The sequence below is a fragment of the Micromonospora sp. DT227 genome (assembly GCF_049841835.1).
In the GTDB taxonomy this organism is placed as follows: Bacteria; Actinomycetota; Actinomycetes; order Mycobacteriales; family Micromonosporaceae; genus Micromonospora.
Window position 1 is genome coordinate 305,643 of record NZ_JBNCLA010000001.1, and the last position, 21,499, is coordinate 327,141.

At 72.7% G+C, this 21,499-nt stretch carries 23 protein-coding genes; 19 read left to right on the forward strand and 4 right to left on the reverse strand.

Annotated features, from left to right (window positions below):
* Positions 1 to 34 precede the first annotated feature (34 nt).
* The 3 genes from ACLQ2W_RS01560 to ACLQ2W_RS01570 are packed head-to-tail and all read left to right on the forward strand — an operon-like array spanning position 35 to position 2,966.
* Positions 35 to 799, forward strand: coding sequence for an ABC transporter ATP-binding protein (locus tag ACLQ2W_RS01560; protein ID WP_107156465.1), 765 nt, complete (start codon positions 35 to 37; stop codon positions 797 to 799).
* Positions 784 to 2,478, forward strand: a complete 1,695-nt coding sequence (locus tag ACLQ2W_RS01565) for an ABC transporter permease (protein WP_425784954.1) — start codon at positions 784 to 786, stop codon at positions 2,476 to 2,478. The genes ACLQ2W_RS01560 and ACLQ2W_RS01565 overlap by 16 nt, the downstream gene beginning before the upstream one ends.
* Entirely contained in the window at positions 2,478 to 2,966 is a 489-nt protein-coding gene (locus tag ACLQ2W_RS01570) for an SRPBCC family protein (RefSeq protein ID WP_425784955.1), read from the forward strand. The genes ACLQ2W_RS01565 and ACLQ2W_RS01570 overlap by 1 nt, the downstream gene beginning before the upstream one ends.
* 164 nt (positions 2,967 to 3,130) lie before the next feature.
* On the opposite strand, the gene ACLQ2W_RS01575 is transcribed toward ACLQ2W_RS01570, so the two are convergent.
* A complete protein-coding gene (locus ACLQ2W_RS01575; RefSeq protein ID WP_281934068.1) occupies positions 3,131 to 3,388 on the reverse strand; it encodes a hypothetical protein in 258 nt (85 codons plus the stop codon).
* On the opposite strand from ACLQ2W_RS01575, the gene ACLQ2W_RS01580 reads away from it, so the two are divergent.
* The gene (locus ACLQ2W_RS01580) at positions 3,387 to 4,043 is read left to right on the forward strand and encodes a flavin reductase family protein (RefSeq protein ID WP_425784956.1); all 657 of its coding nucleotides are present in this window, start codon (positions 3,387 to 3,389) and stop codon (positions 4,041 to 4,043) included. The genes ACLQ2W_RS01575 and ACLQ2W_RS01580 overlap by 2 nt on opposite strands.
* Positions 4,044 to 4,087: 44 nt before the next feature.
* Here ACLQ2W_RS01580 and ACLQ2W_RS01585 read toward each other — a convergent pair whose 3' ends face one another.
* Positions 4,088 to 5,071, reverse strand: a complete 984-nt coding sequence (locus ACLQ2W_RS01585) for a hypothetical protein (RefSeq protein WP_425784957.1) — start codon at positions 5,069 to 5,071, stop codon at positions 4,088 to 4,090.
* Positions 5,072 to 5,295: 224 nt separating this feature from the next.
* Here ACLQ2W_RS01585 and ACLQ2W_RS01590 point away from each other — a divergent pair, with 224 nt between their 5' ends.
* The 11 genes from ACLQ2W_RS01590 (at position 5,296) to ACLQ2W_RS01640 (ending at position 16,261) form a co-directional block, all read left to right on the forward strand.
* A complete protein-coding gene (locus ACLQ2W_RS01590; protein WP_425784958.1) occupies positions 5,296 to 5,664 on the forward strand; it encodes a DUF485 domain-containing protein in 369 nt (122 codons plus the stop codon).
* Positions 5,642 to 7,315, forward strand: coding sequence for a solute symporter family protein (locus ACLQ2W_RS01595; protein WP_425784959.1), 1,674 nt, complete (start codon positions 5,642 to 5,644; stop codon positions 7,313 to 7,315). The genes ACLQ2W_RS01590 and ACLQ2W_RS01595 overlap by 23 nt, the downstream gene beginning before the upstream one ends.
* Before the next feature lie 81 nt (positions 7,316 to 7,396).
* Entirely contained in the window at positions 7,397 to 8,377 is a 981-nt protein-coding gene (locus ACLQ2W_RS01600; protein ID WP_425784960.1) for an NAD-dependent epimerase/dehydratase family protein, read from the forward strand.
* A 74-nt stretch (positions 8,378 to 8,451) separates the two neighbouring features.
* Positions 8,452 to 9,687 carry an LCP family protein gene (locus tag ACLQ2W_RS01605; protein WP_425784961.1) on the forward strand — a complete coding sequence of 412 codons (1,236 nt, stop codon included), beginning with the start codon at positions 8,452 to 8,454 and terminating at the stop codon, positions 9,685 to 9,687.
* 140 nt (positions 9,688 to 9,827) lie between these two features.
* Positions 9,828 to 11,045: an LCP family protein gene (locus ACLQ2W_RS01610; RefSeq protein WP_425784962.1), complete on the forward strand. Its 1,218-nt coding sequence runs from the start codon at positions 9,828 to 9,830 to the stop codon at positions 11,043 to 11,045.
* Between the two features lie 184 nt (positions 11,046 to 11,229).
* Positions 11,230 to 12,147 (forward strand): LCP family protein, encoded by a 918-nt coding sequence (locus ACLQ2W_RS01615; RefSeq protein ID WP_425784963.1) that lies wholly within the window; start codon positions 11,230 to 11,232, stop codon positions 12,145 to 12,147.
* 28 nt (positions 12,148 to 12,175) lie between these two features.
* A complete protein-coding gene (locus ACLQ2W_RS01620) occupies positions 12,176 to 12,511 on the forward strand; it encodes a rhodanese-like domain-containing protein (protein ID WP_281934052.1) in 336 nt (111 codons plus the stop codon).
* A gap of 13 nt (positions 12,512 to 12,524) precedes the next feature.
* Positions 12,525 to 13,316 (forward strand): glycerophosphodiester phosphodiesterase, encoded by a 792-nt coding sequence (locus tag ACLQ2W_RS01625; protein ID WP_405091727.1) that lies wholly within the window; start codon positions 12,525 to 12,527, stop codon positions 13,314 to 13,316.
* A gap of 76 nt (positions 13,317 to 13,392) precedes the next feature.
* On the forward strand, positions 13,393 to 14,847 hold the full coding sequence (locus ACLQ2W_RS01630) for an ATP-binding protein (RefSeq protein WP_425784964.1): 1,455 nt from the start codon (positions 13,393 to 13,395) through the stop codon (positions 14,845 to 14,847).
* 64 nt (positions 14,848 to 14,911) lie between these two features.
* Positions 14,912 to 15,328: an ATP-binding protein gene (locus ACLQ2W_RS01635; RefSeq protein ID WP_425785988.1), complete on the forward strand. Its 417-nt coding sequence runs from the start codon at positions 14,912 to 14,914 to the stop codon at positions 15,326 to 15,328.
* Between the two features lie 48 nt (positions 15,329 to 15,376).
* Entirely contained in the window at positions 15,377 to 16,261 is an 885-nt protein-coding gene (locus ACLQ2W_RS01640) for a DUF5926 family protein (RefSeq protein ID WP_425784965.1), read from the forward strand.
* Between the two features lie 74 nt (positions 16,262 to 16,335).
* On the opposite strand, the gene ACLQ2W_RS01645 is transcribed toward ACLQ2W_RS01640, so the two are convergent.
* Positions 16,336 to 17,550 carry an arginine deiminase gene (locus ACLQ2W_RS01645; protein ID WP_425784966.1) on the reverse strand — a complete coding sequence of 405 codons (1,215 nt, stop codon included), beginning with the start codon at positions 17,548 to 17,550 and terminating at the stop codon, positions 16,336 to 16,338.
* A gap of 162 nt (positions 17,551 to 17,712) precedes the next feature.
* Between ACLQ2W_RS01645 and ACLQ2W_RS01650 the strand changes: the two genes are divergently transcribed.
* The 4 genes from ACLQ2W_RS01650 to pheA all read left to right on the forward strand — a co-directional run bounded on the left by ACLQ2W_RS01650 (position 17,713) and on the right by pheA (position 20,659).
* On the forward strand, positions 17,713 to 18,447 hold the full coding sequence (locus tag ACLQ2W_RS01650) for a hypothetical protein (protein ID WP_425784967.1): 735 nt from the start codon (positions 17,713 to 17,715) through the stop codon (positions 18,445 to 18,447).
* A 231-nt stretch (positions 18,448 to 18,678) separates the two neighbouring features.
* Positions 18,679 to 19,134 (forward strand): hypothetical protein, encoded by a 456-nt coding sequence (locus ACLQ2W_RS01655; RefSeq protein WP_107156449.1) that lies wholly within the window; start codon positions 18,679 to 18,681, stop codon positions 19,132 to 19,134.
* Positions 19,135 to 19,164: 30 nt separating this feature from the next.
* A complete protein-coding gene (locus ACLQ2W_RS01660) occupies positions 19,165 to 19,692 on the forward strand; it encodes a hypothetical protein (protein WP_425784968.1) in 528 nt (175 codons plus the stop codon).
* A 10-nt stretch (positions 19,693 to 19,702) separates the two neighbouring features.
* Entirely contained in the window at positions 19,703 to 20,659 is a 957-nt protein-coding gene (pheA, locus tag ACLQ2W_RS01665; protein WP_107156447.1) for a prephenate dehydratase, read from the forward strand.
* Positions 20,660 to 20,703: 44 nt separating this feature from the next.
* On the opposite strand, the gene ACLQ2W_RS01670 is transcribed toward pheA, so the two are convergent.
* Positions 20,704 to 21,426 carry an AIM24 family protein gene (locus tag ACLQ2W_RS01670; protein WP_281934036.1) on the reverse strand — a complete coding sequence of 241 codons (723 nt, stop codon included), beginning with the start codon at positions 21,424 to 21,426 and terminating at the stop codon, positions 20,704 to 20,706.
* Positions 21,427 to 21,499 lie beyond the last annotated feature (73 nt).

The following is a 21,499-nucleotide window of genomic DNA, read 5'->3' on the forward strand; positions in this document are numbered from 1 at the left end:
GCAGGCGCTGGCCGGGGCGGGCTACCGTCGGACCATGACCGATCAGCACCCGGCCCTGCACCTCCGTGGCCTGGCCAAGCGCTTCGACACGAAGGTCGCGGTGGCCGGGGTCGACCTGGCCGTGCCGACCGGCTCGTTCTACGGCCTGCTCGGCCCGAACGGGGCCGGCAAGACCACCACCCTGTCCATGGCCGTCGGCCTGCTGCGGCCCGACGCCGGTGAGGCCCGCGTCCTCGGGTATGACGTCTGGGCCGACCCGGTCCGCGCGAAGAGCCTGCTCGGCGTGATGCCGGACGGCGTACGCCTCTTCGACCGGCTGAGCGGGGCGGAGCTGCTGGCGTACCACGGTCTGCTGCGCGGCATGGACCCGGCGGTGGTCGACCAGCGGGCGGCGGAGCTGCTCGACGTGCTGGCGCTCGGCGACGCCGGCCGCACGCTGGTGGTCGACTACTCGGCCGGCATGAAGAAGAAGATCGGCCTGGCCTGCGCGCTGCTGCACGGCCCGCGCCTGCTGGTCCTCGACGAGCCGTTCGAGGCGGTCGACCCGGTCTCGGCGGCGCTGATCCGGGACATCCTGCACCGGTACGTGACCGGTGGCGGCACGGTGGTCTTCTCCAGCCACGTGATGGAGGTGGTCGAGCGGCTCTGCTCGCACGTGGCGATCCTGGCCGACGGCACGATCAAGCGGGTCGGCACGCTGACCGAGGTGCGCGGCGACCGGTCGCTGGAGGACGTCTTCGTCGAGGTCGTCGGCGGCCGGACCGCGACCGGCGAGGAGCTGTCGTGGCTGTCCCGGTGACCGCCGTCGAGCCCCCGGCGCGGGCCGTCTCGCCCCGGCACTTCGTCCGGCTGAAGCTGCGGGTGCTCGGCAACAACTTCCGTGGCCAGGCGTGGCGGATCGCGCTGTTCGTGCTGGGTGTGCTGTTCGCGCTCTGGTTCGCCGCGACCGGGTTCTTCCTGCTGGCCGCGCCCGGCCTGGCCGACGAACCCCGGTACGCGTTGCTGGCCGCCGCGTTCGGCGGCGGCGTGCTGACGCTCGGCTGGCTGCTGCTGCCGCTTGTCTTCTTCGGCGTGGACGAGACGCTGGACCCGGCCCGGTTCGCGCTGCTGCCGCTCTCCCGCCGGACCCTGGTCACCGGCCTGCTCGCCGCCGCGCTGGTCAGCGTGCCGGCGCTGGCCACCCTGATCACGGTGGCCGGGCTGGTGATCACCGCGGGCGCGCTGGGTGGCTGGTCGGCCGCGCTGGTGGAGGCCGTCGGCGTGGTCGCCGGGCTGCTGGTCTGCGTGGCCGGGGCCCGTGCGGTGACCAGCGCGTTCGCCACCATGCTGCGGTCCCGCCGGGTCCGTGACCTGGCGGCCGTGCTGCTCGCGGTGCTGGCCGCGCTGCTCGGGCCGTTGCAGCTGCTGGTGCTGGCCGCGGTGCGCAGCGCCGACTGGGACCGGCTGACCGGGGTGGCCCGGGTGGTCGGCTGGACGCCGTTCGGCGCGCCCTGGACGGCCGGCATCGACGTGGCCGAGGGCCGGGCCCTCGCGGCCGTGGTGAAGCTGCTGATCACCGCCGCGACGGTCGGCGTACTCCTGCTCTGGTGGTCGCGGTCGTTGGAGTCGGCGATGGTCGGCGCGGCGAGCGCCGGGCCGGCGCGGGCCCCGCGCGGCGTGGTCGGCGGCGCGATCGCGCAGCTCTTCCCGCGCGCGGTCGGCTGGGCCCGGCGGGACCGGTTCGGCGCGCTGGTGGCCCGGGAGTGCCGCTACTGGTGGCGGGACGCCCGACGGCGGGCCAACCTGATCACGATCGCCGTGGTGGGCGTGTTCGTGCCGGTGATGGTCAACCTGGGTGGCGCGTCGCTCGCGGTCGAGGGCGGGGCCGCGTTCGGCGAGGCCAGCGCCAACTCCTCCCCGGTGCTGGTCAGCATCTCCATGGTCTTCGTCGGGGTGCTCGCCTCGGTGACGCTGGCCAACCAGTTCGGCTTCGACGGCAGCGCGTACGCGGCGAACGTGGTCGCCGGCGTGCCGGGTCGGGTGGAGCTGCGGGCCCGGATGACGGCGTTCTCGCTCTACGTGGTGCCGATCCTGCTGGTCGTCGCGGTGGTGCTGGGCGTCGTGCTGGGGCGGCCGGAATGGCTCGGGGTGATGGCCGGCGGGCTGTTCGCCGCGTACGGCTGTGGGCTGGCGATCAACGGGTTCATCTCGGTGCTCGGCGCGTACTCGCTGCCGGAGACCAGCAACCCGTTCGCCATGAACACCGGCGCGGGCATCGCGAAGAGCCTGTTCACGCTGCTGTCGATGGTGTCCTCGGCGGCGGCGGCGATCCCGTTCGTGGTGGCCGCCGGGCTGCTCGGCGACGTCTGGCTCTGGCTGGCGCTGCCGGCCGGCCTGGCGTACGGGACGGGCGCGGCGCTGCTCGGCGCGTACCTGGCCGGGGACGCGTTGGACCGCCGGCAGCCGGAGCTGCTGGCCTCGGTCACGCCGAGGCGCTGATGCCGGTCGTCGAGGCGGTCGTCACCGTGCCGGTCCCGCCGGAGCTGGCGTTCGCGGTCTCCCAGACCGTCGCACCGGTGCGTTACCGGTGGGACCCGTTCGTCCGCGAGCAGCACTTCGTCGACGGCGCGACCCGCCCCGGCCGGGGCGTGCGCACGTTCACCCGCTCCCGGCACGGGTTGACCATGGTCAGCGAATACGTCTCCTGGGCGCCGCCGACCAACGTGGGCATGAAAATGGTCCGTGGACCGTGGTTCTTCGAACGCTTCGGCGGCGGCTGGCGCTTCGCGCCCGGCCCGGAGCCGGGCACCACGGTCGCCACCTGGCGGTACAACTTCCGGTGCCGGCCGGCGTTCCTGCGCCCGGTGGCCGAGCGGATCGGCGGGTGGCTGCTCGGCCGGGACATCCGCCGCCGGATCGCCGGGTACGCGGCCGGCTGCGCCGACCCCGAGGTGCTGGCCGCCGCCCGCCGCATGCTGCCGTCCTAGCTTCGGCGCTTCGGCGCTTCGGCGCTTCGGCGCTTCGGCGCTTCGGCGCTTCGGCGGCAATCTACTTTTTCGCGCTATGACCGTGAGTCATAAATATGACCCAGAGTCATGACGGAAAAAACCAGTGCCTTGTTCCGGCCGTGGACCGTCGCCGGAAGGAGGCGTTACACGGTGCGGCGCATCGCGGCGTAGACGTGGTGACCGTCGCCGACGCTGAGCACGTTGACCAGTTCCCAGCCGTAGTTCGACAGGTGCTCGACCGCCTCCATCAACGGCGGGAAGCCGCTGCTGCCCCATTTGTGCCGGGCGATGACCATCAGGTGCCGGTGCGGGTAGGCGCGCAGGTCGACCTGACCGCCGACGATGGCCTCGGCGGTGATGACGCGGTCCTGGGCGAGCTTCTGCGGGGGTACGAGAGCCATGCCCCGGAGGGTAGGCGGATCAGTCGAGCGGCGCCCGGTGGAGGTGGGCGAGCAGCTCAGCGACGCCACGGACCGGTACGGGCGCTTCCTCGGCTGGGCGCGGGCCCGGGGCGGCACAATGTTTCACGTGAATCATGAGCAACCGGGTGCCGAGATCCACCACACCGACCCGTTCGCCGTGCCGGCCGGGCAGCGCTCGCCGGCACGCCGGCTGCGTGGCCGGCTGGCCGCCCCGGTGACGCTCTGGACCGCGCCCGGCCCGGCCGGGCTCACCGTCTCCTCCACGCTGATCGCGGAAGGGGAGCCGGACCGGCTGCTCGGCCTGGTCGACGCGGAGTCGGAGCTGTGGGCGGCGGTCGAGGATGCCGGGCGGTTCGCGGTCGCGCCGCTGGGCCCGCGCCACCGGCAGCTCGCGGACCGCTTCGCCGGCCTCTTCCCGTCGCCCGGCGGCCTGTTCGCGCTGGACGCCTGGACCGAGACGCCGTACGGGCCGGTGCCGGCGGACGCCGGTGGGTGGGCCGGCTGCCGGCTCGACAAGGCCCGCGAGTACGGCTGGGGTCTGCTGGTCGAGGCCACCATCGAGGCGGTCGACCTCCCCGGCGAGAGTGCTCCCCTGCTGCACTACCGGGGCCGCTACCGGGAGCTGACCGACTAGGTCGGGAACCTCCGGCACGAGCGGCCCGGAGGTTCCCGACCGGGCTACTTGGCGAGCCCGCCGCCGCGCTGCTGGCTGGTGGACGGGCCGGACGCGCCACCGCTCGGCGGACGGACGCTCGGGGGACCGGCCCGGCCCGCGTCATCGGTGGAGGTCATCCGGGCGATCGCGGCCGTGTTCCCGTTCTGGACCTGCGCGATCCGTTCCGTCGGGCTCTCGCTGCCCCGCAGGTAGGCACGCTGGACGTCCTGGTTCGTGTACCCACCGTCGCGTACCGCGTCGCGGACGGTCCGGGTCTCCTCCCGATAGGTGAAGCCGCGCTGCCCCGGCTGGCCCGCCGTCCGGAAGTCCAGCCCGGCCGCGGACTGCGTCATGTATTCCGTCATCCCCTCCACGGTGGAGTCGGTGAGACGGCTGCCCGGCGCCTGGAGGCTGGGGTGCTCGATGCGGTGGAAGTTCTCGTGGGCCTGCGCGAACACGGTGTGGTTGTTCGGGTTGAGGTAGGTGTCGCGTTCCCCGACCGGCCCCCGGGTGGTGATGCCCTCCACGTGCGCGGCCCGCCCGAACGCCTGCCCGGGCGCGCCGGCGTCGTTGGCCGCCACCTGCGACACGAACTCGCTGTAGCCGGGGTGGTGCACCCGGCTGTCGTCCGCCAGCGCCGAACGGTGCTCGTCGGTGTACATGTCGCTGCCGGTCAGATAGTTGCCGACGATGTTCCGGGCGCGGTCGTTGTTCTGCTCCGGGGTGGGGCGCACCACCTGATCCGGTTCCGGGGAGGGGGTCGACTCGGTCGGCTGCCGGCCGACGTACCTGACCTCGCCGGTCGCCGCGTTGCTGATCTGGATGTCCGTGCGCCCGGGGTGATTCGCCCGGACCGCCTCCTCGATCCGCGCGCGCCAGGCGTCGTCCACCGCGAACGGCACCAGCACGGTCGTCCGGCTGGCGTCCTGGCCACTGTGCACGTAGTCGACCTGGATGCTGCTGTCGTCGCCATAGGGCAGGTAGAGGTGCCCTCTCGTCGCTGGCATGGCACTCCTTCCGAAGGTGCCCTCCACGACGGGCCGGGTTCCGTCCGGGTTCACGGTCGACCCGGATCCGACCGGTTAGCGGAGTGATCTGGGTCACTGGGCGCAGCGGGGGCGCCGTTCGGCGCAGCCGTCGCCCGGGACCAGGCTGAGCCTTTCGCGCCGGGAGGCGCGCTCTCTAGCGTGCCCGGAAAATCCCCCACGCCTGCGAAGGTGGTGATCCACAGATGTCCACGGACACACCCGCGTCCGCACCCTCCGAGTCGACGGCGGAACGGTACCTAGCCGTCCAACGGTCGGACGAGTTCGCCGGGTTGCGGCGCGCGCTGCGCGGCTTCGTCTTCCCGATGACCGTCGCGTTCTTCCTGTGGTACGCGCTCTACGTCATCCTCTCCGCGTACGCGCGGGGATTCATGGGCACGAAGCTGGTCGGCAACATCAACGTCGCCCTGGTCTTCGGCCTGCTCCAGTTCGTCTCGACGTTCGTCATCGCCTGGCTCTACTCGCGGTACGCCAACCGGCGGATCGACCCGGTCGCCGACCGGATCCGCGCCGAGATGGGGGAGGTGAACCATGAACACGGTCCTCGCGGCTGAGGCGGGCAGCACCACCGCCCGGAACCTCACCATCACACTGTTCCTGATCTTCGTGGCGATCACGTTGGCGATCACGGTCTGGGCCAGCCGGCAGACCAAGACCGCCACCGACTTCTACGCCGGTGGGCGCTCCTTCTCCGGCTTCCAGAACGGCATGGCGATCGGCGGCGACTACATGTCCGCCGCGTCCTTCCTGGGCATCGCCGGCATCATCGCGCTCTACGGCTACGACGGCTTCCTGTACTCGATCGGCTTCCTGGTCGCCTGGCTGGTGGCGCTGCTGCTCGTCGCCGAACTGCTGCGCAACTCCGGCCGGTACACGATGGCGGACGTGCTGGCGTTCCGGATGCGGCAACGGCCGGTCCGGACCGCGGCGGCGGTCTCCACCATCACCGTGTCGATCTTCTATCTGCTGGCCCAGATGGTCGGCGCGGGCGCGCTGGTGGCGCTGCTGCTCGGCATCAAGCCGGGCACCACGTTCCTCGGCATGGACGCGGACACCGCCAAGGTGGCCACCATCGTGCTGGTCGGCGCGCTGATGATCATCTACGTCACGGTCGGCGGCATGAAGGGCACCACGTACGTCCAGATCGTCAAGGCGTTCCTGCTGATGACCGGCGCGCTGGTGATGACGCTGCTGGTGCTCGCGAAGTACAAGTTCAACCTGTCCTCGCTGCTGGGTGACGCGGCCGACGCCTCCGGCAAGGGCGCGGCGTTCCTGGAACCCGGGCTGCGTTACGGCGTGGAGACGCCCGGCGACGCGCTGAAGACGTTCTACAGCAAGATGGACCTGCTCTCGCTGGGCATCGCGCTGGTGCTCGGCACGGCCGGCCTGCCGCACATCCTGATCCGCTTCTACACCGTGCCGACCGCGCGGGCGGCCCGCAAGAGCGTGCTCTGGGCGATCGGCATCATCGGCGCGTTCTACCTGCTCACCCTGGCGCTCGGCTTCGGCGCGGCGGCGATCGTCGGCGGGCAGGCGATCACCGCCCAGGACAAGGCCGGCAACACGGCCGCACCGCAGCTCGCCGAGGCGCTCGGCGCGGACTTCTTCGGCGGGAACCTGGGCGGCGCGACACTGCTGGCGATCATCGCGGCGGTCGCGTTCGCCACGATCCTCGCGGTGGTGGCCGGGTTGACGCTGGCGTCGTCGTCCAGCCTGGCGCACGACTTCTACGCCAACGTGGTGAAGAACGGGCAGACGTCGGAGCGGCAGGAGGTGAACGTCGCCCGGATCTCCGCGCTGGTGATCGGCGCGGTCTCGATCGTACTGTCGATCTTCGCGCAGAACCTCAACGTGGCGTTCCTGGTCGCGTTGGCGTTCGCGGTGGCCGCCTCCGGCAACCTGCCGGCGATCCTCTACAGCCTGTTCTGGAAGCGGTTCAACACCTCGGGCGCGGTCTGGTCGATCTACGGCGGCCTGCTCGCCGCCGTGCTGCTGGTCTTCTTCTCCCCGGTCGTCTCCGGCGCGCCGACGGCGATGTTCCCCGACCACGACTGGCACTGGTTCCCGCTGTCGAACCCGGGCATCCTCTCCATCCCGTTCGGCTTCCTGTGCGGCTGGCTCGGCACGGTCCTGTCCAAGGAGCGCGACGACGACAAGTACGCGGAGCTGGAGGTGCGCTCGCTCACCGGCGCGGGCGCGCACTGACGGGTAGTTGTTAAGCGGGGCCCCCGCCTCTACCGGAGGCGTTAAGCGGGGGCCCCGCCTTACCTGTATAGGGTGCTGAGCATGAAGGTCGCTAATCGGTTTGGTGCCGGACACCGCATTCTCGTCACCGGCGGCGCCGGCTTCGTCCCGTCCCACCTGGTCGACCGGCTCGTCGAGCGCGGTTGCACGGTGGTGGTGCTGGACAACTTCGTCACCGGCTCCAAGGACAACGTGTCCCACCTGCTGGAGAAGCCGACGTTCACGCTGGTCGAGGCGGACATCTCCGACGGCCTGCCGACCGACCACCCGGCGATGACCGAGCGGTTCGACGCGATCCTGCACATGGCGTCCCCGGCCAGCCCGACCGACTTCGAGAAGCTCCCGGTGGAGATCCTCCGGGTGGGCTCGGTCGCCACGCTGGCCCTGCTGGAGCGCGCCACCGCCGACGGCGCGCGGTTCCTGATGGCCTCCACCTCCGAGGCGTACGGGGACCCGAAGGAGCACCCGCAGCGCGAGACGTACTGGGGCAACGTCAACCCGATCGGCATCCGGAGCGTCTACGACGAGGCGAAGCGCTTCTCCGAGGCGGCCACCATGGCGTACCACCGCAGCCGGGGCACGGACACCGCGATCGTCCGGATCTTCAACACGTACGGCCCGCGGATGCGGCCGGACGACGGCCGGGCCATCCCGACGTTCATCTCCCAGGCGCTGCGCGGCGAGCCGATCACGGTGCACGGCACCGGCAACCAGACGCGCTCCATCTGCTACGTCGACGATCTGGTGCGGGGCATCCTGCTGCTGCTCGACTCGACGCAGACCGGCCCGATCAACTGCGGCACCGAGCACGAGATGTCGATGCGGCAACTGGCTGAGACGATCGTGTCACTCACCGGCAGCACCTCCGAGGTGAGCTACATCACGCGCGCCTCGGACGACCCGGAGATGCGCCGCCCGGACCTGACGCTCGCCCGTGAGCTGCTCGGATACGAGCCGAGCGTGACGCCCGAAGACGGCCTCGGACGCACCATCGCGTACTTCCGTGGGCGGCTAGGGTACTGAGCCCGGCTGTCAGCCGGCTGAGCGCCGCGCGCGCCTGAGCGCGGTGGTGGAACGGCCGACCTACCCTCGGTTACATGTCAGCGACATCGTCTGCCGGCGCACCTCTCCCCCGCCCCCTGAACCGGGGTGCGGGCCGCGCCTCGGTCCCCGGCTCCGGCCGGGACGCCACCTCGCGCGCCCGCGCCACGGAAACCCGCTGGTACCCGTCACACGACGAGGCGCCCCGCTCGGGCGGCCCGGCTGGTCCGGGCGGGCCCGGCGGCACGGGCGGCGGCGGCTTCGGTGGGCCGGGGCGTCGGCCCCGCCCGCGCTGGGGGCGCATCGGCCTGGTGGCCGGCATCGCGGTGCTGGTGCTGGCGCTGCTCGGCGGGATCGGGGCCTGGTTCTACGCCCGCAACCTCGACGACGACCTGGCCCGCACCGATCCGTTCTCGGAGATCACCGGCGGCCGGCCGGCCAAGCAGGTCGACGGCGCGTTCAACATCCTGCTGGTGGGCAGCGACTCGCGGGACCCGGACGCCCCGGTCGACGGCGCCGGCAAGTGGCGGGCGGACACCGTGATCGTCATGCACATCCCGGCCGACCACAAGCGCGCCTACCTGGTCTCCGTCCCGCGTGACCTGTACGTACCGATCCCGGAGAACGCGGGCGCGTCCTGCGACTCCGGCTCGCGCAACAAGATCAACGCAGCGTTCGCGTTCGGCGGCCTGCCGCTGGCGGTGAAGACCGTGGAGTGCTTCACCGACGTACGCATCGACCACGTCATGGCCATCGACTTCGCCGGGTTCAAGGACGTCACCGACGCGCTGGGCGGTGTCGACCTGAAGGTGGAGCGCACCGTCACCTCGATCCACAAGCCGTACCGGACGTTCACCAAGGGCGTGAACCACATGAGCGGCACCGAGGCGCTGGACTGGGTCCGGCAGCGCAAGCAGTTCCCGGACGGCGACTTCGCCCGGATGCGCCACCAGCAGGAGTTCCTGAAGGCGCTGATGGACAAGGCGGCGAGCACCGGCACGCTGACCAACCCGAAGAAGCTGAACGACTTCCTCAAGTCGGTCACCGCCGCCGTCACGGTCGACCAGGGATTCTCGTTGACCGACATGGCGGTGCAGTTCCGCAGCCTGCGGGGCGAGAACCTGACGTTCGTCACCAGCCCGAACCTGGGGGGCCAGACCGTCGACGGCCAGTCGGTGGTGGTCTCCGACCGGGAGAAGGCCCTGGCGATGTACCAGGCCATCGCCGGGGACAAGATGGCCGACTGGGTCGCGGCCAACCAGAAGAGTTCGGGCGACAGCGCCGGCGGCTGACCGGGCGCACAGCCTCGCCCGTTCGGCCACATCTCGGCACCATCGGCCGGGATTGACGGGAATACCCGCCTCAGGAGGTCGCGAGAACGGGAACGGATACGTAAAGTGGTCCCGCCCCCGATCACCGAGCTGGAGCACGCATGTCGGTCCAGACCAGTCGTCGCCCGCAGTCACCGGCACCCGGATCATCCGGGCGGGTTCCCCCGGTCATCCCCACGCAGCCCGGTCCCGGCGGCCGTGGTCCCGGCGGCGGCGGGAAGAAGAAGCGCACCAAGCGCAAGGACCCGCTCTGGGCGAAGCTCACCCTGGTGCTCGGCGCGGTGCTGATGGTGACCAGCGGCGTCGCGATCGTCGGCAGCAAGGCCGTGATCGGTCAGGCCACCAACAACATCGCCCAGCGCAACCTGCTCGGCGAGGCGGGCAAGAGCGAGGCCGAGGGCGGCAACAGCCTGGACGGCCCGATCGACATGCTGCTGCTCGGCGTGGACGCCCGGGCCCGCTGGGCCGCCGACGACGTCCGGTCGGACACGATCATCGTGCTGCACATCCCGGCCAGCCACGACCAGGCCTACCTGATCTCGATCCCCCGGGACACCGAGGCCCGCATCCCGGCGTTCAAGAACAGTGGCTACAAGGGCGGCACCGACAAGATCAACGCTGCGTTCTTCTTCGGCGCGCAGAACGGCGGCGGCTGGGAGGGCGGCGCCCAGTTGATGGCCAAGACGATCAAGGGGATGACCGGCATCAGCTTCGACGGTGCCGCGATCATCAACTTCGGCGGCTTCAAGAACGTCATCGACGCGCTCGGCACGGTGCGGATCTGCGTCAGCCACGAGGTCCCGTCGCACCACATGTCGATGGTCGAGGGCAAGCCGATGTGGAACGCGGACGCGAAGAAGACCGGCAAGCCCTACAAGCCGGTGGTGCACAAGAAGGGCTGCAAGGAGATGGAGGGCTGGGAGGCGCTCGACTACTCCCGCCAGCGCTACGGCCTGCCCAACAGCGACTACGACCGGCAGCAGAACCAGCAGCAGCTCATCAAGGCGATGGCCAAGAAGGCCACCGACGGCGGCATGCTGACCAACCCGATCAAGCTGAACTCGCTGATGAAGGCCGCCGGGAAGGCGTTCGTGCTGGACACCGGCGGCGTGCCGATCGCCGACTTCATCTTCACGCTCAAGAACCTCAGCGGGAACGACCTGGTCACGCTGCGCACCAACGGCGGGACGTTCGCCGGCAACAGCAACGGCCGGGAGACGTTCAACGAGACGACCATGGACATGTTCCAGGCGGTCAAGAACGACAAGCTGGCCGACTTCATCGTGGCCAACCCGACCGTCCTCTCCACCCGGAAGTGACGAAAGCCGGCACCGGCCGGCCCGTCCCCCCGTAGCCTGACCTGAGCGGGTCTCAGGTCGGCGCCACGGGGGGATCGTCACGTCCAGACCAGCACGGAACCGACGCGGGCGGCCTCGACCGGCCCGCTGGCCCCGGCTCCTGCTCGGCAGCGGCCTCGCCCTGGTCCTGCTCGCCACGCTCGGCGTGGCCGGGCTGCACTGGCTCACCCACCGGTACGACCGCACGGTGGCCAAGGAGCAACTGCTCGACCCGGCCGCCCGGAAGAAGCGGACGGACCTGGGCGGCGCCCTCAACTACCTGCTGATCGGCTCCGACCACCGGCCCGGCGCGAACGCCGCCGACCAGCGCTCGGACACCATCCTGATCGTGCACGTGCCGGCCGGCATGCGGCAGGCGTACCTGATCTCCGTCCCGCGCGACCTGCTGGTCGCCGTCCCGGCGGCGCCCGGCTGGCCCGGCGGCCAGGACAAGGTCAACGCCGCGTACGAGCACGGCGGCGGGGGCGAGGGCGGCGCGCGGCTGCTCAGTGCCACCCTGACCCGACTCACCGGCGTCCGCTTCGACGGCGCCGCGCTCGTCGACTTCTCCGGCTTCACCCGGGTCATCGACCAGCTCGGCGGCATCCGCATGTGCGTGGACACGCCGGTCCGGTCGATCCACACCGGCACCCGGTTCGAACCCGGCTGCCGACAGATGGACGGGGCTCGGACGCTCGACTACGTGCGGCAGCGCTACGACCTGCCGAACGGCGACTACGACCGGCAGCGGCACCAGCAGCAGATGCTGCGGGCGGTGCTCGACCGGGCCGGCGAGACGCACCTGCGCGGCGACCCGGTGAAGCTGGACCGGGTGCTACGCGCGGTCGGCGGGGCGCTGACCGTCGACACCAACGGCGTACCCCTGGACGAACTGGTGTTCGCGCTCCGCGCGCTGCCGGCGGACGCGCTGCGCGGCGTCCGGCTGCCCTCCCACCCGCAGACCATCGACCAGGTGTCGTACGTGGTGCTGGACCCCGACGGCGGTGATCTGTTCACCGCGTTGCAGGACACCCGGATGCCGGAGTGGGCTGGCGCCAACCCGCGCTGGGTCAACCGGCTCTGAACGCCGCCGGGCGACTAGGCTTTGACCCGTGTTCGGAGCCCAACTTCCCAGCGTGCCCGCGTCGGCCGTGCCCGACGACGTCTACCTGCTCGACGTCCGGGAGGACGACGAGTGGGCCGCCGGCCACGCGCCGGCCGCCCACCATCTGCCGATGACCGAGCTGCCGGCCCGGCTCGCCGAGATCCCCGACGACCGCGAGGTGGCGGTGATCTGCCGGTCCGGCGGCCGCTCCGGGCAGGTCGTCGGCTACCTGCTGCGCAACGGGTGGGACCAGGTCCGCAACGTCGAGGGCGGGATGGGTGACTGGGCCGCCGCCGGCCGTCCCGTGGTCACCGACGACGGGCAGCCGGGTCGGGTCGTCTGAGGCACGTCCGGTCATGACCGAACCGCTGGTCTTCGCCCACCGAGGCTCCTCGTACGACCTGCCGGAGCACACGCTCGCCGCCTACCTGCGCGCGCTGGACGAGGGCGCGGACGGGCTGGAGTGCGACGTCCGGCTGACCCGCGACGGGCACCTGGTCTGCGTGCACGACCGTCGACTCGACCGGACCAGCAACGGTCACGGCCTGGTCAGCGCGCGTACGCTCGCCGAGCTGGAGGCGCTCGACTTCGGCTCCTGGCACCCCGCCGCGGCGGAGGCGGTCGCGGCGGCCCGGCTCGACGAGTCGCACATCCGGCTGCTCACGCTGGAACGGCTGCTCGACGCGGTGCTGGCGGCCGGACGGCCGGTCCGGCTGCTGATCGAGACGAAGCACCCCTCGCGTTACCGGGGCGATGTCGAGCGCCGGCTGGTCGACCTGCTGCGCCGGCACGGCCTGGCCGAGCCCGGCCCGGACGATCCGGTCCAGGTGACCGTGATGTCCTTCTCGCCGCTGGCCGTACGCCGGATCCGTGAGCTGGCGCCGGCGCTGCCCACCGTGCTGCTGCTGGAGGTGCTGCCGCGCTGGCTGCGGCTGGGCCGGCTGCCCTTCGGCAGTCGCATCGCCGGCCCGGGGGTGGAGCTGGTCCGGGCCCGCCCGCAGCTCGTCCCGGCGCTGCGGGCCGCCGGCAACGCGGTCTACGTCTGGACCGTGAACGAACCGGAGGACCTGGAACTCGTGCTGGCCGCCGGCGTGGACGGCGTGATCACCGACCGGCCGGCCCGCGCGTTGGCCCGGTTGGGCCGGTGAGCCCCGTCGATCCGCCAAGGGGCCGGTCGCCCGGCCGGGGGTGTCCCCGGCGCGGCCGGCGCGGCACACTCGGGGCATGCCGGAGCGAACCGACTACCCCACCCTCATCGCCGGCCACACGAGCGCGATCCACATGATCAATTCTGGCGAGTCCGGCCTCTCCGTGCTCACCCGCCTGCTCCGCGAGGTCGAACCGGCGCTCGGCGCGGCGGGCCTGGTCTTCGTGGAGTTCACCCCGGCCGGCGGGCGGGTGATCGCGGCGACCGGCAGCGCCGAGTTCGTCATCGGCCGCCCGCTGCCGGCCACCGACCCGGCCACCGTCTGCCTGCTGGCCGGCCCGCCGGTCCGGGAGGTCCGGGTGGACGCGATCCCGGGCGCGCTCGCCGACGAGGTGGTCGGCCGGGGGCTGCGCCGGATGATCGTGGCCCGCGCCGAGATCGCCGGGCTGACCGTCGGCAGCCTGCACGCCCTCTACCGGACCGCCGAGCCGCTGGACGCCTCGCAGCGCGCCGTCGTCGGGTACGTCGCCGCCTGCATCGCGCACATGTACGGCGACCAGACCGGCCTGCCGGTGCACGGCGACGGCCCGGTCGTGGCGGCGCTCGCCGACGGCCTGGCCGTGGTCGACCGCGACCAGCGGGTCCGGCTCTGGAACCCGGCCGCCGCCCAGGTGACCGGCCGGTCGGCGGACGAGGCGCTGAGCCGGCCGCTGCCGTTCCCGCTGCCCCCGCCCGGGCAGGTGCTGGACCATCGGCTGCCGGACGGCCGCTGGCTGCGGATCACCTCCGGTGAGCTGCCCGGCCCCACCGCGCTGCGGGTGGTCACCTTCCGGGACATCACCGACCAGCAGCGGCGCGACCACGACCGGGACCTCTTCGTGGCGGTGACCAGCCACGAGCTGCGCACCCCGGTCACCGTGATCAAGGGGTACGCGGACACGCTCACCGACCACTGGGAGTCACTCACCGACACCGACCGGAGGCAGGCCGCCCGGGTCATCGGCCAGCGCGCCAACGAGCTGGCCCGGCTGGTCGACCGACTGCTCACCGCCGCCACCGAGAACCGCCCCGGTGGCGAACCGGCCGCCCCGTTCGACCTGGTCGACGCGCTGCGGGCGGCGGTGCTCGACCTGCCCGCCGACCTGCGCCACCGGATCGTGCTCGCCCTGCCCGCCGACCTGCCCAAGGCCCTCGGCGACCGGCACAGCCTGACCACCGTCCTCACCGAGCTGGGCACCAACGCGGGGAAGTACTCACTGCCGGACACGCCCATCGAGATCGGCGCCGACGCGAACGAGCGGACTGTCTCGTTCCGGGTCGCCGACCGGGGCATCGGCATCCGGCCGGAGCACGTGGAACGGGCCTTCGACCGGTTCTGGCAGGGGGAGTCCGGCGACCGCCGGCGCTACCCCGGCGCGGGCCTGGGCCTCTATCTCGTCCGGCAGATCGTGGAACAGCAGAACGGCTGGGTGTCCCTCCGGCCGAGGGCCGGCGGAGGTACGGTCGCGGAGGTGCGGCTGCCCCGGGGCTGATCCGGGGCGTCCACGGGTGGAGAGGAACGGCGTGTCGACGGGACCGGCGGAACGGTCGTGGTGCGTGGTGGTGCCCCACCACGCGACCGGCGCGCGCGTGGCCCGGCACCGGCTCGCCGACGAGCTGACCGGCGTCGTCCCCCCGGCGCTGCTGGCGGACCTGGTGGCGGTCCTGGCCGAGCTGGTCGGCAACGCGGTCCGGCACGCCGAGGCGCTGCCCGGCGGCGTGGTCCGGGTGGCCTGGCGGTTGCGGGCCACCGACCGGGGGCCGGCCGTCCTGGTCCGGGTCACCGACGGGGGCGCCGGGGCGGGCCCGCGGATGCGCGTCGCGCCCCCCGACGCGGTCGACGGGCGCGGGCTGCACATCGTCGCCGGGATGGCCAGCCGCTGGGGTGTCGAGCGGGACGGCCTGGGCCAGAGCGTGTGGGCGGAGTTCGACCCGACCGGGTCGCACCGGGCGGACCTGGTCGCCACCGGCTGATCGGGTCCCGCCCCCGGCCGGGACCTGAGCCATCTAGGCTGTCTGGCCGTGAGCAAGCGTCGAAAGAGCCAACGGGCCACCGAAGCCACCCCGAAGCGGGAGAAGGTGCGCGACATCTTCGTGCCCCGACCGTTCGAGGGCCTGGTCGACGAGCCGGAGTGGATCGCCCTGCGGGAGCTGGTGCCCGCCGCGTCCGCGCCGCTGCGGTTGACCCCCGAGCTGGTCGAGGAGTACGGCGACCGGCCGGTCGTCCTGGCCACCGTGCTGCCGATGGCCGCCCCGGCGGTGGCCAAGGCGGACGGCCGGGTCCTGATCGGCCTCCAGCGGCACCAGCAGTCCGGCGACGTCTCCCGGGACCTGGCCGACGCGCTGCTCTGCGCGCTGCGGACCGAGCCGGGCGGTCAGGTGAGCGTGCCGCCGCTGCCCGGCCCCGGCCCCCGCCTCCAGGACATCCTGGTGGACGGGCCGCTGGAGATCAGCATGCACGACGGGTTCGAGTTCTGGCTCGACCCGGGCGCCACCGACGACCCGACCGTGCAGGCGTCCCTGGAGCGGGCCAACGCGGCGGTCTACCCGACGGTCAAGCTGGACGCGGCCCGGGCGGCGTACTGGTGCCAGGTGCCGGAGAAGGCCCACGTGCGCTGGGTGCTGCCGGACGACGAGGACGCGGCGCTGGACGCCCTGTCCCGGCTGGGCGCGACCGGCACGCTGACGCTCGGCGACGACACCCGGTTCGCCGGCATGTTCCGGGCGCACGGCCGCCTGGCGCCGGTCTGGGACCTGCCGGAGGACACCCCGGCCGCCACGTGGGAGGGCCCGGTCGCCGAGTTCGCCAAGCGCTACGCCGAGGCGCTGGCCGAGCGGGAGCCGCTGGACGCCGCCGGTCGCCGGGCCCGGCAGGGCCTGCTCGGCCGCCAGCTCACCCTCCGCTGACCGCCCCCGGGTGCAAGCACGGGCCCCTTCTTGACACTCACGCGTGAGAAGGGGCCCCTTCTCTACCGGAGGCGTTAAGCGGGGGCCCCGCCTTTCTCGCGGACCAGGGGGCAGGACATGCAGCGGGGGCCGCCTCGGCCGGAGCCCAGCTCCGAGCCGGCGATGGCGATCACCTCGATGCCGGCCCGCTCCAGTTGCGCGTTGGTCTCCACGTTGCGTTCGTAGCCCACGCACAGGCGCGGCGCGAGCGCGAGCGTGTTGTTGCCGTCGTCCCACTGCTCCCGTTCGGCGGTCACCGGGTCGAGGCCGGTGTCGATCACCCGGAGCTGGTCGAGGTCCATCGCGTCGGCGGCGGCCCGCAGGAACGGCGCCGGGCCGTCGACCCGGGGCTCGCCGTCCGCGCCGGCGACCACGGTGTACGCGGACAGCTCGCTGGCGATGTTCGGGTACATCAGCACGGCGTCCACGTCGACCATGGTGCAGACCGTGTCCAGGTGCATGGTGGCGCGTTCCTGGGCGATCGGCACCACCAGGATGGTGTGCGCCAGCCCGGCGGCGAAGACCTGCCGGGCCAGCCGCTCCGCGCCGGCCGGGGTGGTGCGCTCGCCGACGCCGACGGCGAGCACGCCCGGGGCGAGCAGCAGCACGTCGCCGCCCTCCAGGTGCTCCAGCCCGGGGTGGTAGACCAACTCGGTGCCGACGAAGCGCGGGTGGTGGCGGTAGATCGCGTCGGTGAGCGTGGTCTCCCGCCGCCGGGCCGGCATGGCCAGGCTGGTCACGCCCACCCGGTCGCCGATCCACACCGACGAGTCGCGGGTGAAGAGCAGGTTGGGCAACGGGTCGATGACGAAGTCGTGCCGGTCCATCAGCGTCCAGACCAGACCGCCCGGTCGTTCCGCGCCGATCCGCAGTTCCTCGTGGGCGAGCCCGGCCATGAACACGTCGGCGAGGGCGGCCGGATCGAGGTAGGCCAGGTGGTCGGCGACCCGGGCGCGGAGGGTGTCGCCGAGGCGGGGGGACCGCAGCACCTGCTCGGTCAGTTCGGCCCGGGCGTCCGCCACGGCGAGCGTCTCGGCCAGCAGGTCGGCCAGGTAGAGCACCTCCACGCCGCGCGAGCGCAGCGCCGCCGCGAACGCGTCGTGCTCCTCCTGCGCCCGTCCCACCCATGGGATAGCGTCAAAGAGGAGGGAGTCGTTGTTGCGTGGGGTGAGGCGGGCGAGTTCCGGCCCCGGGCGGTGCAGCAGTACCGTGCCGAGTCGAGCCACTTCGCTGTCCACGTAGTGCGTCACCCCCGCAGCCTAGGGCAGGCTTCCGCACCATCCGGAAAAGAAGTGTGAATGAATATGGCATTCATCCGCACTCACTCCGGCGGTCCAACTTGCCGAACCCCCGGGTGTGCAACGTAGGGTAGTGGAGACATAACTTCGAGAGACCTTTTGCCGGAGGTCGCGATGACTGTCTTTCCCGCTCGCCGGGCCGTGCCGACCCGGGCCCTGCCGCCTCCCGCGGCACATCCCCGGGTCGATGCCGCCTCGGCGCTCGAGCCGGCTCGGCCGACTCCCCTGGAGTGGGCCCGCCGCCGCCGTGCCGAGCGGGGCGCCCGCCGGCTGGAGGCCGCCGGCGCCCGCGCCCTGGGGCAACTCGACCACCTCGGTCCCGCCTGGCACGTCATCGAGTGGCCCCGGACGGACCCGGCCGACGCGCTGTTCGACCAGGGCGATTCCGACCGGGCCGGGTTCCTCGCGATCGGGCCGAGCGGCCTGTTCGCGGTCACCGTCGCCGACCACGGCCGGGCCCGCGTGCTGGTCGCCGGCGATGTCGTGCAGATCAACGGCAAGCGTCCGCCCTATGTGGCCGAAGCGCGCCGGGACGCCAAGCGGGCCAGCAAGGCGCTCTCCGACGCGGTCGGGCTGCCGATCCCGGTGACGCCGGTGCTGACGTTCGTCGGTTCCGGCGTGATCAGCGTCTACGGCCTCCCGAAGGACTGCCTCATGGCCACCCACCGGGAGCTCGACCGGCTGCTCGTGGCCGCCGGCAACCGGATCAGCCCGGCCACCGCCGAGAAATTGTCGCGGGTCGCCCAGGCGCCCTCCACGTGGCTGAACGGCACGTACCGTCCATCCGCCGACTACCGGTGGTATGACGAGGGCCGAACGGCCGCTGACAAGCGGGCCGCCCGCCGGTAACGTCTCCGGCGACGCCACGCGGTCCGCGGCACCGCCCCGACCGGTTCGTCGGTCCGCGTCGTCGCCGGCCGCCCACCCCCCGGGGCTCCCGCCGCACCGACGCATGTCCCCGGCACCTGAGCCACCCCGGCCTCACGGGCGGCACCGGCGGCCGGAGAGCGCAGCGCGGCCGGAAGGTCGCCGTGCCGACCGGCTAGCGTGGACGGACCGTCGGTGTACATAGGAGGCGCGGTGGCCCACGTCGAGCTCTCACTCTCGGAAGTGTTCACGTCCCCGGCGGAGGCATGCACCGAGCAGGAGTCCGACAACTTCGCGCAGTGGTGCGGGACGGTCTCCCGGGCCGCCGAGCCATGCCTGTTGATCGACGTCGACACGACCGTGGTGGCGATCTCCTCCTCCGGCTGCGACCTGCTCTGCCTGGGCGCCCCGGCGGACGTGGTCGGCCGGCCACTGCTCGAAGGCGGCCTGCGCCTGGTCGACTTCACCGCCAGCCCGAGTGAGCTGACCGAGCAGGAGACCGACAAGATCCCGCCGCTGCTCGCGCTGCTCTCCGGCCGGCTCGCCCGTGGCCTGCTCCGGGTCCAGGGGCCCGGCTCCGACGCCGGGACGACAGTGGACGCCATCTCCACGCCGGTGCTCACCGGCGCCGCGGTGGCCGGCTCGCTCACGTTCTTCTCCGTGCTCTGACCGCTCGCCCGAGGTCGAGGACCATCCCCCGTGCCCGCTACCCCGTCCGCCCGTCGGCATGCCCCGGTGACGCTGCTCGCGCTGCTCGCGCTGACCGCCTGCGGCACGCCGCCTGAGCTGCGTGACCCGCCGCCCAGCCCGACCGGCGCTTCCCGCGCCTCGGCGTCGGCCACGCCCACTCCCACGGCGAGCGCGACCCCGATCGTGCCGGCCGTGCCGTCCCTGCCGGCGCGCACTCCACCGGCCCCCGATCCGGTCGCCGTGCCCTGCCGGGGCACGCCGTCCGGCGACCGGATCGTGGCGATGCTGCGCGGCTCCGCCGGGGTGCTGCCCCGCAACGTCCGGATCACCGTACGGACCGGGCCGCTGTGCGCGGAGGGCTGGCAGTACACCGTGCTGGCGGTCTCCGGGCACGAGGAACTCCAGGTGGTCACGCGCGGCCGGTCCGGCACGCCCAGGCTGGTGACCGCCGGGACGGACGTGTGCGGCGTCGAGGTACGCGCCACCGCGCCCACGGGCATCCGCACCCTGGCCTGCGACAGTCCCCCGGGTGCGTAGGCTGGTCGCCATGCCCGGAACACCGCCGACCCGTTTCGTCTACCTCGGTCCCGAGGGCACCTTCGCCGAACAGGCGCTGCGCACCGTGCCCGCCGCCGAGCGGGGGAGCCGCACGCCGGCCCGCAGCGTGGGCGAGGCGTTGGACGCCGTACGGGCCGGGGAGGCGGATGCCGCCCTGGTGCCGCTGGAGAACTCCATCGGCGGCGCGGTCGGGGTGACGCTCGACGAGTTGGCCGAGGGCGACCCGTTGGTGATCACCCGGGAGGTGGTGCTGCCGGTCGAGTTCGTGCTCGCCGGTCGGCCCGGGGTGACGCCGGCCGGGGTGCGCAGCGTGGCGGCCCATCCGCAGGCGTCCACCCAGTGCCGGGGCTGGCTCCGGGACCACCTGCCCGACGCCACCGTGGTCGACGTGCTCTCCAACGGTGCCGCCGCGGCCGGCGCGGCGACCGGCGAGTACGACGCCGCGATCTGCGCCCCGATCGGCGCCGCCCGGCACCGGCTCACCGTGCTCGCCGACAAGATCGCCGACCATCCCGACGCGGTGACCCGGTTCGCGCTGCTGTCCCGCCCCGGGACACCCCCGCCACCGACCGGTGACGACCTCACCTCACTGGCGGTCTACATCGCGCACGACCGGGTGGGCGCGCTGCTGTCCGTGCTCATGGAGCTGGCCGTCCGCGGCGTGAACCTGACCCGCATCGAGTCCCGCCCGACCGGTGAGGCGCTGGGACGCTACGTGTTCTTCCTGGACTGCACCGGGCACGTCGCCGACGTCCGCCTCGGCGAGGCGTTGCAGGGGCTGCACCGGGTCTGCGCCGGCGTGCGCTTCCTCGGGTCGTACCCCCGGCACCGCTGGAGCACGGCGGCGGGCGACCGGCCGACGCCCGCGCCGGCCGGTCTCTCCGACGCCGACTACGCCGACGCGGCGGCCTGGCTGGCCCGGCTGCGCGCCGGCGAGCTGAGCTGACCGGGCCGGGTGCGCCCCCCAGGGTCGCACCCGGCCCGGAGACTTCACTGCAACAGGCCGCCGAGCAGGCCGCCCTGCTGCTGCTGGGCGCCGCTGCCGGCCACCGGCGGCTCCTCCGACGGCTGGACCACGACGAAGCCGTGACCGGCGAAGCTCATCGTGAACGCCTCACCGGTGCTGCGGCCGAGCAGCGTGCCCAGGCCGAGTTGCTCGGCCCGGTGGTAGCCGGTCTGGAGGTTGGCCGACCAGCAGACCGCCGCCTGCGGGTCGACGTACGTCGGCGCGTCCACGTTCAGCACCACCGGGGTGCCCTTGGTGGTGATCGCGATCCGGCCGTGCCCGGTGAAGACGCAGTTGAACAGGCCGGCCGAGGAGGCCACGCCCATGCCGCTGACCATCTTGATGTCGTACTGGAGGCTGGAGTCGAACGCCAGCACGCTGGAGCCGTTGATGGAGAGCGCGTCGCCCGGCTCCAGGTCGATGATGTGCACGTCCTTGGCAGCCTCGGCGAGGAAGACGTCGCCGCGACCGGAGAGCTTCATCAGCGGGACGCCCTCGCCGGTGAGCCGCTGCTTGATGAACTTGCCGATGCCGCCGGAGCCGAGCGCCTGGAACTGCACCTGGCCCTGGTACGCGACCATGGACCCGACCCGGGCCATCGCCTCGCCGTTCAGCTCGATCTTGAGCATCTTGGAGTTCTGCAGCCGCATGCCCGGCTGCTGGGACTCCTTCTCCAGGTTCTCCGCGGAGAACAGCTCGCTGCGCATCGGGTTTCCTCCTGCATCGGGATGTGCCTGATCCGCAGGTTAGGGGACGGGCGCAACCGCGGGGATCGGCCGA